This is a genomic window from Saccharopolyspora antibiotica (assembly GCF_047200635.1).
Taxonomy (GTDB): Bacteria; Actinomycetota; Actinomycetes; order Mycobacteriales; family Pseudonocardiaceae; genus Saccharopolyspora_C.
The window spans coordinates 264,588-273,139 of the sequence record NZ_JBJZOI010000001.1; the positions used below are offsets into that span (position 1 = coordinate 264,588).

An 8,552-nucleotide genomic window follows, 5' to 3' on the forward strand; every position below is an offset into this window, starting at 1 on the left:
GGAACCATGCAGACCCAGCGCGACCACGTGCACGCCTACCAGTTCCTGATGGGGCGGATGAGCTCCGCCCTGGTCCTCGGCGACCCCGCCAGCCCCGAGGTGCCCGCGCGGCGAGCGAGCACCGGAGTCGTCTTCGGGCTGGTGCTGGCGGTGCTGATCGCCATCGGCTTCGGCGTCTACGGACTGCTCGTCCCCGGCGGCAACACGGCCTGGCAGGCCCGGGGCGCGATCGTCGTGGAGGAGGAGTCCGGCACCCGCTTCGTCAACGTGGGCGGCGTGCTGCACCCGACCCCGAACTACGCCTCGGCGAAGCTGCTGCAGGGCCCGAAGGGCGGCCCGGACGTCGAGATGCTGTCCCGGGCGTCGCTGGCCGCCGCGCCGCGCGGCGTCCCGATGGGCATCCCGGACGCGCCGCAGAACCTGCCCGCCGCCGATGAACTGCTCGGCTCCAGCTGGCTGGCCTGCCTGCCGGAACCGGGCGCGGGGCGGGACCTGAGCCTGAACTTCGACCCGAGCGCGCCCACCGCGCCGCTGCGCGCCGACCGGTACTCGCTGGTGGCCGCCGAGGACGGCGCCCAGTACCTGCTGCTGGGCGGCGCCAAGCTCCGGGTCGCCGACCCCGCCGCGACGGTCGCCCTGGGCATGGCCGCGGTGCGGCCGCCGGTCGCGCCCCGCGCGTGGCTGGACGCGGTGCCGGACGGCCCCGTCCTGGCCCCGGCCGCCCTCGACGGGGCGGGCTCTCCCGGCCCGGCGGTCGACGGCGCGGCGCACCCGGTGGGGCAGCTGTTCGAGCAGCGCGCCGCGAACGGCGACGTCCAGCGGTTCGTGCTGCGCAACGACGGTCTCGCCCCGCTCAACGGGACCGAGTTCATGCTGCTCGACGCCGTGGGCTCGACCGATCCGGTGCGGGTGGGCGCCGCCGCGGTGGCCGCCGCGCCCCGTTCCGCGGACCGGTCGCTGACCCAGCGGCTCCCCGAGCTCAGCGACGCCCGCTGGCGCGACCCGGGCGGCGACGCGCTGTGCCTGCGGCAGCGCCCCGACGGACCTGTGGTGCGCAGCGAAGTGGTGTTCACCGGCAGCCGGGTCGGCTCGATCCCCGGCGTGCACCTGCCCCCGGCGGGCGGGCTGGTGGTCGGCGCGGTGCCGTTGCCGCCCGGCCAGCGCAAGCCCGACCGCTACCTCATCTCCGAGGGCACGAAGTACCTGCTGCCCGACGACGATTCCATGAAGGCCCTGGGGCTCGGTGGCGCGCCCGTGCGGCCGTTCGACGCCGCCCTGCTCGACGAGGTGCCGAGCGGCCCACCGCTGAGCACGGCCTCGGCCGGTGCGATCAGGAAGGGATGACCAGATGCCCGCACGGCCCCCGATGCCCCCGCTCGCCCGGCGCCGCCGGGGCACCACCGACCTCGCGCTGACCAGGCAGGTCGTCGGCAACGCGCTCGTGGTGCACCCGGAGCGCCGGATGACGGCCGAGGCGCAGTCGATGGCGATGTCGGTCGCCGCCGACCCCGAGCACGAGATGGTGGTCCTCGACCTGCCCGTCGGCGTGCCGGTCTCGGCCTGGGACTCGGTCGCCGAGCTGCTGCCCCGGCACCGGCGCGGCCTCCGGCTGATCCTGGGCGGGCGCTCCCGCGAGGCCACCGCGCTGACCGGCCAGTGGCTGTCCGAGCGGCTCGGGCGCACCGTGGTGGCTCCGGACGGGGCGATCTTCCGGGGCGCGGGCGGCACGCTGTTCGTCGACTCCGGCAAGGGCAGCGGTTGGGTCCGGTTCCGCCCGGGCCGGGCCCCGGAGTGGGAGGCGAAGCGCTATCCCCGGCCCGCCTGGGACGAGGGGATCACGAACGCCTGGCCGACGAGCTCCACCGGGATGGCCGACCCGATCCCCGGCGGGGTGTGGATCCACTCCGCCGCGCGCGGCGGGCCCTCCGGGGAGCACTGGTCGCGGCTGGTGACGGGGATGCCCTGCCAGCCGGAGGTGCTCACCGTGGTGCTCGGCTGCCCCGGGGAGCCGCCGCTGTCGCTGGACGACGTCACCCGGTTCTGGCGCGGGCTCGACGAGCGGGTGCGTCCCCAGGTCCGCTTCGTGCGGTACGGCCCGGTGCACCTGCCCCGGGGCGAGTCGCTGGGGCAGGCGCTGGCGGACCTGCTGGACTCCCGGGTGGTCTGCTACCCGGGGATGCCGATCGGTTCGCCGAGCTCCCCGGACCTCTACACGGTGTGCCCGGACGGCGGGCTCGGCTGGCAGTCCTTCGCCCGCGAGCTCGGCTACACGCCGCGCACCGATCCGGCGCACCGGTCGACGCCCGCGCTGCTGAGCCACCGCGCGCCGGTGCCCGGGGCGGAGCAAGTCGCCCCGGCGGTGTACTGGTACACCCCGGACGCGGTGCTGGAGGTCGTGCAGTCCGGGCTGTGGGTCCGGCCGCCGGAGGACGCCCAGAACGCCGCCGCCGTGCGCGCCGAACCCGCGCGCCCCGAGGAGAACCTGCTCGCCTTCGACGCCGGTGACGAGAAGCGCGCCGACCGGATGCGGCGGCTCGCGCAGGACGTCCTGGCGCGACTGGACCCGGCGACCCGGGTGCGGGCCCGCCTGGTGCCCGCGACCGAGGTGAGCCGCGAGGTGCTGCGCATCGCCGGCCCGGCGGGCGGGCAGCTGGTGGCCCCGGCGGGCGCCTCGCGCGCCGCGTCCCCGATGTCCGAGGCCGAGTCGGTGACCGACACGGTGCGGTTCGCGCCGGTGCGCGACGAACCGGAGGCCGAGGTCGCGACACCCCCGGTGACCGAGGCGCCCGCCCCGCCCGCGCCCGCCCCGGAGACCCCGACTCCCGCGGATCCCACCGCCGCGAACACCCCGGTCGGGCCCCCGGCCGCCGGTCCGGTGGCGTCACCACCCGCCGCCGCGACCGAGGCCCCGGAGCCGCCGCGCCCGGTGGCGATCCGGCTGGAGAACTCGGCGATGCCCTCGGTCGAGGAGCCGCCCGCGCCCCCGGCCCGCGAGACCGCGGCCCCGGGCGCCACCGCGCCGGAGACGGAGCCGCCCCCGGCGGGGCCCGCGAAACCGGAGGCGTCCCGGCCGGAGCCCCCGGAATCCCCGGTGCCCCCGGCCCCGGAGCGGGAGTCGCCGGCGCCCGAAGCGGTGCCCGAGCCCGTCTCGCGCGCGGAGACGCCGAACCCGGGACCGGTGCCGGAGTCCGAGAGCGCGCCGCAGGCGGCCCCCGAACCGGAGGTGGCCGGGCGAGCCGCTCCGGTGGAAACCGCCGAACCGCGCCTGCAACCGACCCCGGACCCCGCCGCCTCGGCGCTGGTGGCCGGGCACGGCCTCGCCGAGGAGCGCGCCTGGCTGCGCCGCACCCTCAGCGCCGACTTCGACGCGATGGCGCACTCCACCTCGCGGATCCTGTCCGAGCACCCGGGATTCCAGGCCTCGGAGAGCCGTTCCACCACCGACGTCCTCGCCGACGCCGTCGCGGTGCGGCTGCACCTGGCCGAGCGCGGCGCGGCGGTGGACCGCTCGCTGCGCTCGGCGGTGAACGGACCGCACGTGCCGTTCGCGCGGTGCGTGGTCTCCGGCCTCAGCCGGTTGCCCTCGCATCGCGGGGCGACGGTGTTCGCGGCCTCGCCGACCTCCGCCCAGTGGGAGCTCTACCGGCGCCGCAGGCTGCTGACCGACTGGAGCTTCCTGCACTCGCTGACCGAACCCAGCGCCGACCAGGTGGGGGAGGTGGACGTGCTGGTGTGGTCGATGACCGCGCGCCGCACGAAGCTGCTCGAAACCGGCGGCGACGACGTGGTGGACAACCGGGTGGTGTTCGTGCCGGGCACCAGCTTCAAGGTGCTGGAGCTGGCGGAACCCGGCTCCGATGGCGCCCGCGGCCGGATCCTGCTGCGCGAGCTGGCCGAGTCCGAAGTGGACGACGAAGGCCGGGTGGACGCGCGGGAGGCGCTGGACGAGCTGGCCACCTCCTCCCTGCTGCGCTGCGTGGAGCGCTGGGCCGCCGCCCCGCCGCGCGGCGCCGTGGGGGAGTCCGCGCGCGCGAGGTTCGGCGCGCTGCCGGGATTGGTGTGAGCGAGATGGACTTCCCAGCGGCCCCCGGCCGACGGGGCGGGCGGAGAGAAGGTGACCGGCGATGAACCGCGAACTGCTGGTGGTGGGCGGAGACCGGGCGGGCGCGCACCCCACGATCGGCTCCGCCCTCGCGGCGGCCGGGGACGGCGCGATGATCAGCGTCCGGCCCGGCAGGTACGAGGAGAACCTCGTCGTCGGCCGGACGGTCAGCATCGCCGCGGAGCAGGACGGCGGAACCGTCGAGGTGCACGCGGCGACGGGCAGCGCGCTGGTCGTCGACACCGACGGGGTGCAGCTGCGCGGGCTGCGGCTGAGCTGCTCGGACGGTGACACCGCGGCGGTCGACGTGCGTCGCGGCGAGGTGGCGCTGGACGGCTGCTGGGTGTCCGGCACCGCGTGGGCGGCGCTGCTGACCAGGGGCACCGGTTCGGTGGCCACCCGGAGCTGCGAGATCACGAACTCCGGGGGCGCGGGGATCGTGGTGACCTCCTCGGCACCGAGCACGGTGGAGGACACCGCGATCCGCGACGTGTCCTCCTCGGCCGCCGTGGTCGGCGAGGACGGCTCGTTGACGCTGCGCCGGGTCCTGGTGGAGCGGCCCGGCGGCAACGGCGTCTGCGTGAACGGCCGGGGCCGGTGCGTCATCGAGCAGGGCGCGATCACCGCCGCCGCGAAACCCGCGGTCGTGGTGGAGCAGCAGGGCGACCTCAAGGTCACCGACCTGACCGTGCGCGACGGCGCGAACGTGGACCTGTACCTGACCGGCGGCAGGTCCGTGGTGATCGCCGGGTCCCGGTTCACCGGCGCGGCGTCGCAGGCGGCCCACCTGTCCGGGAGCACGGCGGCGGAGCTGCGCGGCTGCGCGTTCACCGGAGCGGGCCACAGCGCCGTGCAGGTCTCGGGCAAGGCGACGGCGAAGCTGGTGGACTGCGAGCTCGCGGACTCCCCGATCGGGCTGATCGTGGACGCCGAGGCCGCTCCGGTGCTGGAGCGCACCGAGGTGCGCGGCACGGCCGAGGCGATCGCCCAGCTGTCCACCTCGGGGCGGGTGCGCTTCTCCCGGTTCCGGGCCGAGGTCGCGGACGGCGCCGGGGTGCTGGTGCGCGGTTCGGCGGCCGAGTTCGACGACACCTCGATCGAGACCGGCGGCACCCCCGCCGTGGTGCTCGTGGAGTCGGCGCGCGCCACGTTCACCGACACCCGGCTGGGCACGCGCGACGACTGGGCGGTGACGCTCGCCGGGGGCTCCCGCGCCGAGCTGATCTCCGCGCTGCTGCGCGGCGGTGGGCTCGACGCCGGGGCGGGGGCGGCGGTGGTGCGGGACACCGAGATCGTCGACACCGCCGCCGACGGGATCCGGCTCGCGCGGGGTGGTTCGCTGACCGGAAGCCGCTTCCGGGTGCGCCGGGCGGGCGGGCACGGTCTGAACCTGGCCGAGGGCTCTCGCGCGGAGCTGGTGGGGTGCGAGCTGCTGGACAGCGGCGGGGACGGTGCGCACGTGCGCACGGCGGAGCCGGTGCGGTTGAGCGGGTGCACGATCAACGGCAGCGGCGGCGAGGCCGTTCGGCGCCCGGCCGACGAACGCGGGCTGGCGATCGAGGGGCTGGTCACCGACGCCGCGAGCGCCGAGCCCGAACCGGCCAGGGCCGCTCCGGGGCCCGCGCCGGAGACCCCGGCGGCCGAGGACCGGTCGCTGGGCGAGGCCGGTGGCAGCGTGCTGGACGGTCCGCTGGCGGACCTGGACTCGCTGATCGGCCTGGACGGGGTGAAGGAGGAGGTCCGCGGCCTCATCAACCTGATCAAGATGTCGCAGGTCCGGCAGCAGATGGGTCTGCCGATGCCGCCGATGAGCAGGCACCTCGTGTTCGCCGGGCCGCCCGGTACCGGCAAGACCACGGTCGCCCGGCTCTACGGCGCGGTGCTCGGCGAGCTCGGCATCCTCTCCAGCGGCCACATGATCGAGGCGGCGCGGGCCGACCTCGTCGGCCAGTACATCGGTTCCACGGCGATCAAGACCACCGAGCTGGTCACCGAGGCCATCGGCGGGGTGCTGTTCATCGACGAGGCCTACACCCTCACCGCCGCCACCGGCGGCGTCGGCCCGGACTTCGGCCAGGAGGCCGTGGACGCGCTGATGAAGATGATGGAGGACCACCGCGACGAGCTGGTGGTCATCGTCGCGGGCTACTCGGAGCTGATGGAGAAGTTCCTGCAGTCCAACCCCGGGCTGGCCTCCCGGTTCACCCGCACCATCGAGTTCCCCAACTACAGCGTCGAGGAGCTGGTGACCATCACCAGCAACCTGTGCCGGAAGCACTACTACGAGCTCACCGACGACGCGGTGGAGGAGCTGACCGCGTACTTCACCCGGGTGCCCAAGGGCGAGACCTTCGGCAACGGCCGCGTGGCCCGCAAGCTGTTCGAGGCGATGATCAGCACCCAGGCGTCGCGGCTCGCGCAGCGGCCGCCGTCGCGGGACGCGGACTTCAGCAGGCTCACAGCCGAGGACCTCGCCCCGCAGACCGCGATGCTGGAGCAGCTGCCCGCCGAGGAGGACGCCGCCCCGGACGCGGCCTCGGATCCGGTGCGGGCCGTGCAGTCCACCCGGGCGTGGCGGCGGATGTCGGAGCTGGTCGGCATGGGCGGGCCCCGTCAGGCGGTGGGATCCGCGCTGGTGGGGCTGTGCCAGCGGCGCACCCAGCGGCGTTCCGTCGGCCCGCACGGCAACGCGGTGCTGGCCGGTCCGGGGGGCAGCGGCCGCCGCGAGCTCGCCCGGCTCTACGCCCAGGCGCTCTCCGAGCTGGGACTGGTCGGGATCGGGCAGGTGGTGCGGGTGTCGCTGGCCGAGGAGCTCCGGCCGCACTGGCCGGGGCAGGCCGAGAGCCTGGTGCGCAAGGCATTCTCGGACGCGGCCGGCGGCGTGCTGGTGGTCGACGCCGACGTCGAGCCGCAGCAGGAGGAGACCGAGGCGCTGTCCGCCGCCGTGCGCGAGCACGCCCAGGAGGTCGTGGTGGTGCTCACGGGCACCCCCGCGAGCGTGGAGCGGCTGTTCGGGCGGGTGCCGCAGCTGGCGGCCTGCTTCGGGCAGCGCTGGGAGACCGCTCCCTGCTCCCCGCCCGAGCTGGCGGCGGTGGCGGTGCGGCGGCTGCGCGAGCGCGGGCACGAGGTGCCGGAGGACGTGGTGGCCGCGCTGGCCGCGCACGTCGAGGAAACCGGTGAGACCTCGGTGCGCGGCGCGCACCGGTTCGCCGACCACCTGGGCCGCGCGGCGGCCTCCCGAACCCTCACCGTCGCCGATCTGGCGGGTCTCGGCCACCGCGTCGCGGTGGGCGGGCTGGCGTCCGTGGGGTGATTCCCCATCCTCCGGGCAGATCGCCTGCCCGGAGGTCTTCGGTCCTGTTGAGTCGGCACCGGAGACGGCCGCGGTGCCGTTGACTTGATCGACGAACAGGTCAGGAGGCAGCTGTGTCCGGAGTGGACCGACGCAACGTGGAGATGTTGCGCGAGGAGTTCGAGCGCCAGGTCACCAAGATGGCGGACATGAAGGAGCGGATGACCGAGCTGTCGGCCACCGCCGTGTCGCCGCGCCGCGAGCTCCAGGTGACCGTGGGGATGCACGGGCACATCACCGAGCTGAAGTTCCTCACCAGCGGCTACCGCTCGCTGGCGAAGAACGAGATCGCCGAGCTCATCACCAGCACCATCGCGCAGGCGCGGGAGAAGCTCGACGAGCAGACCGCCGAGTTCATCGCCCCGATGCTGCCGCCGGGGATGAACGCCCAGGACCTGATGCGCGGAGACGTCGCCGCGGGGCAGATGGTGCCCAACGAGGCGATGCTCCCGCAGGTGCTCCGCGACCGCCTCGCCGCCCGCCGGGCGTGATCCCCGACCACCACATCTTCCCCCGCGTCACCGGGAAGGAGCGCTTCTCCGCATGAACCAGTTCTGGGTGGACCCCGAGTCCCTGAGCCGCAGCGGCCACGGGTACGCCGAGGTGCAGAGCCGGCTCGACTCGTTGCGCACGCGGATCATCGGCCTCTCCGGCCGGTACGCGTTGAGCAGCTTCGGCGACGACGAGGAGGGGCGCGAGGCCTGGCAGGGCTTCACCGACGGCAACGACCAGTTCGCGGGCAGCGTGCAGCAGTACTCCGGGGCCATGCGGTACATCAGCGACGGGCTGCGGCAGAACGGCGCGGACTACGGCAACTCCGCCGACCAGGCCGACGCGATGTCCCGGGAGTTCCTGGGCAGCGGGGGCGATGGTGCTGGTTCGAGCCGAGGTCCCACGGCGCGGAAGCCGGATGTGCCGCTGGAGCCGGGAATTCAGGAGCAGGCTCCGATGGCCCCGGACACGGGGTCCCGCAAGCCCTAGCGGGCGAGCGCGCGGATCCGCGCGGAAGTGACGAAGCGGTAGTTCGGTCAGCGGGGCCAGGACCCCGGAATCGCGGTGCAGCGGAGCTCAGGCTCCTGTCGAATGGTGTGGTGAACG

At 75.2% G+C, this 8,552-nt stretch carries 5 protein-coding genes; all 5 read left to right on the forward strand.

The window, feature by feature from the left end:
* The first annotated feature begins 6 nt into the window (after positions 1–6).
* The 5 genes from eccB to ACL03H_RS00830 all read left to right on the forward strand — a co-directional run bounded on the left by eccB (position 7) and on the right by ACL03H_RS00830 (position 8,435).
* Positions 7–1,344: a type VII secretion protein EccB gene (gene eccB / locus ACL03H_RS00810; protein ID WP_412809054.1), complete on the forward strand. Its 1,338-nt coding sequence runs from the start codon at positions 7–9 to the stop codon at positions 1,342–1,344.
* A 4-nt stretch (positions 1,345–1,348) separates the two neighbouring features.
* Entirely contained in the window at positions 1,349–4,063 is a 2,715-nt protein-coding gene (locus ACL03H_RS00815) for a hypothetical protein (protein ID WP_412809055.1), read from the forward strand.
* A gap of 61 nt (positions 4,064–4,124) precedes the next feature.
* Positions 4,125–7,415, forward strand: a complete 3,291-nt coding sequence (locus ACL03H_RS00820) for a right-handed parallel beta-helix repeat-containing protein (protein WP_412809056.1) — start codon at positions 4,125–4,127, stop codon at positions 7,413–7,415.
* Between the two features lie 113 nt (positions 7,416–7,528).
* Positions 7,529–7,945: a YbaB/EbfC family nucleoid-associated protein gene (locus ACL03H_RS00825; RefSeq protein WP_412809057.1), complete on the forward strand. Its 417-nt coding sequence runs from the start codon at positions 7,529–7,531 to the stop codon at positions 7,943–7,945.
* Positions 7,946–7,997: 52 nt separating this feature from the next.
* Entirely contained in the window at positions 7,998–8,435 is a 438-nt protein-coding gene (locus tag ACL03H_RS00830) for a hypothetical protein (protein WP_412809058.1), read from the forward strand.
* The last annotated feature ends 117 nt before the right edge of the window (positions 8,436–8,552 follow it).